The sequence below is a fragment of the Streptococcus sp. SS-4456 genome, assembly GCF_036680365.1.
GTDB lineage: Bacteria > Bacillota > Bacilli > Lactobacillales > Streptococcaceae > Streptococcus.
In genome coordinates this window covers 1-2,229 of sequence record NZ_JAVIHI010000077.1, presented here as the reverse complement: position 1 = coordinate 2,229, position 2,229 = coordinate 1, and the positions used below count along the sequence as shown (strand labels likewise).

Annotated in this window: 4 protein-coding genes; all 4 read left to right on the top strand. The window is 43.4% G+C overall.

Features of this window, described 5'->3' with window-relative positions:
- Positions 1-82: 82 nt before the first annotated feature.
- From RFK25_RS11380 to RFK25_RS11365, 4 genes are read left to right on the top strand one after another with little or no spacing between them, the layout of a single operon-like run.
- Positions 83-268 carry a hypothetical protein gene (locus RFK25_RS11380; protein ID WP_073259459.1) on the top strand — a complete coding sequence of 62 codons (186 nt, stop codon included), beginning with the start codon at positions 83-85 and terminating at the stop codon, positions 266-268.
- The gene (gene tnpB / locus RFK25_RS11375) at positions 249-599 is read left to right on the top strand and encodes an IS66 family insertion sequence element accessory protein TnpB (protein WP_061631536.1); all 351 of its coding nucleotides are present in this window, start codon (positions 249-251) and stop codon (positions 597-599) included. The genes RFK25_RS11380 and tnpB overlap by 20 nt, the downstream gene beginning before the upstream one ends.
- Positions 600-650: 51 nt before the next feature.
- Positions 651-857, top strand: coding sequence for a hypothetical protein (locus tag RFK25_RS11370; protein ID WP_002939754.1), 207 nt, complete (start codon positions 651-653; stop codon positions 855-857).
- Positions 811-2,163: an IS66-like element short variant transposase gene (locus tag RFK25_RS11365; RefSeq protein WP_332413533.1), complete on the top strand. Its 1,353-nt coding sequence runs from the start codon at positions 811-813 to the stop codon at positions 2,161-2,163. The genes RFK25_RS11370 and RFK25_RS11365 overlap by 47 nt, the downstream gene beginning before the upstream one ends.
- Positions 2,164-2,229 lie beyond the last annotated feature (66 nt).

Here is a 2,229-nt window from a genome sequence, read left to right as displayed (position 1 = left end):
GTAACCGCCCAATAACAAGGTATCTATCCACTCATTCCTTACTCCAGTATACTGTTATAAAAAACAAACTGGAGGATTCATTATGTCTCAGCCCATCGTCCCATTGACTATTCCCCAATCTCGCCGCTTTGAAAAGAAAAGCAGAAACGATATTCTGATGAAAATTCGTCTCGGAAAAACGGAAGTCACATTTTTCCAATCTATCAACCCTGAAGTAATGGAAATGATTTTGGATAAGGTGCTGCATTATGACCATCAGACTCAGTGATTTAGGTCAAGTCTACTTGGTTTGCGGGAAAACGGATATGCGTCAGGGGATTGACTCTCTCGCCTATCTTGTCAAAAGTCAATTTAATCTGGATCCCTTCTCCGGTCAGGTCTATCTCTTCTGCGGAGGTCGAAAAGACCGGTTCAAGGCTCTTTATTGGGATGGACAGGGATTTTGGTTATTGTATAAACGTTTTGAAAATGGGAAATTGACCTGGCCAAACAATGAAGAAGAGGTCAAGGCTCTAACTTCCGAACAAGTAGATTGGCTCATGAAAGGATTTTCTATCATTCCAAAAATAAATGTTTCAAAAAGTCGTGATTTCTATTGAAATCATGGCTTTTCTTTGTGTATAATGAGATAAAAAGAAGGAGGTAAGTCCATGGAGTCACAAGATAAAGTGATTGAAAGTCTAACAAAAACTATTGAAATCATGACCAACGAGCTAACCCTCCTTCGTGAACAGGTTGAGTATCTGAGACAGAAACTTTACGGAAAATCATCAGAGAAGGTCGTGTATCAACCTGGTCAGTTGAGCTTGTTTGGGGAGGAAAGCCTCCCTGAAGAAGAAGCTGACTTACCCAGTTGAAACAGAAACGATTACTTATAAACGCAAGAAAGCTAAGGGAGTTCGTCAGGCTATTTTTAGTCAATTCACTCCAGAGATTGTTCATCACGAATTGCAGGGCAAAGACTGCACTTGTCCAGACTGTCATGGTCAGTTGAAGGAGATTGGTTCTACTGTTCAACGACAAGAGTTGGTCTTCATTCCCGCACAATTAAAGCGGATTGATCATGTTCAACACGCATACAAGTGTCAGGCATGTAGTCAGAAGAATCTAAGCGATAAGATTATCAAGGCTCCCGTTCCTAAGGCACCTTTGGCACATAGCCTGGGTTCGGCTTCCATCATCGCCCACACCATTCACCAGAAATTCAATCTGAAGATACCCAATTACCGTCAGGAAGAGGACTGGCATAAGCTTGGTCTGCCCATCAGTCGGAAGGAAATAGCCAACTGGCACATCAAGTCTAGTCAGTATTATTTCGAGCCGATTTATAACCTGTTGCACGAGAAATTGTTGGAGCAACCTATTCTCCATGCGGATGAAACCTCCTACAAGGTCTTAGAAAATGATAGCCAGTTGACATTCTACTGGACCTTCTTGTCTGGGAAGCATGAGAGAAAGGGAATCACCCTCTATCATCATGACAAGCGTCGGAGTGGCTTGGTTGTGGAGGAATTTCTTGGGGACTATGCGGGCTACGTACATTGTGATATGTGGAGTGCTTATCGCCAATTAGACAAGGCTCAGCTGGTTGGTTGTTGGGCTCACGTCAGACGAAAGTTCTTTGATGCGACTCCTAAGAAGACAGACAAGACTTCTTTAGGAGCTAAAGGTTTAGCTTATTGCGACCGCCTGTTTGCCTTGGAGAGTGACTGGGCTGACTTGTCTAGCGAGGAGCGACTGCATAAACGACAAACAGAGTTGGCACCCTTGATGGATGAGTTCTTTGACTGGTGTCGCAATCAGGCCGTCTTGTCAGGCTCCAAATTGGGCACTGCAATAGAGTATAGCCTCAACTACGAAGCCACATTCCGAACCGTTCTCTCGGACGGTGACTTAGTCCTGTCCAATAATATGGCTGAGAGGGCAATGAAGACCTTGGTTATGGGCCGAAAAAATTGGCTGTTTTCTCAGAGCTTTGAGGGCGCCAAGTCTACAGCTGTCATTCTGAGTCTTTTAGAAACTGCCAAGAGGCATGGACTTGACGCAGAGAAATATATGACTTATCTTCTAGAACACTTACCTAACGAGGAGACGCTCTCAAAAAAGGAGGTTTTAGAAGCCTATTTGCCATGGGATAAAAATATTAAGAGAGCATGTAAATAGAAAAAGGTTCCAGAGTCAACAGGACTTTGGAGCCTTTTTCAATATACCTTGTTATTTGGCGGTTAC

Bases quoted from the DNA above. Each gene is read 5' to 3' on its own strand.
- tnpB (WP_061631536.1), top strand. From the start codon at position 249: ATGACCATCAGACTCAGTGATTTAGGTCAAGTCTACTTGGTTTGCGGG.
- RFK25_RS11380 (WP_073259459.1), top strand. From the start codon at position 83: ATGTCTCAGCCCATCGTCCCATTGACTATTCCCCAATCTCGCCGCTTT.
- RFK25_RS11370 (WP_002939754.1), top strand. From the start codon at position 651: ATGGAGTCACAAGATAAAGTGATTGAAAGTCTAACAAAAACTATTGAA.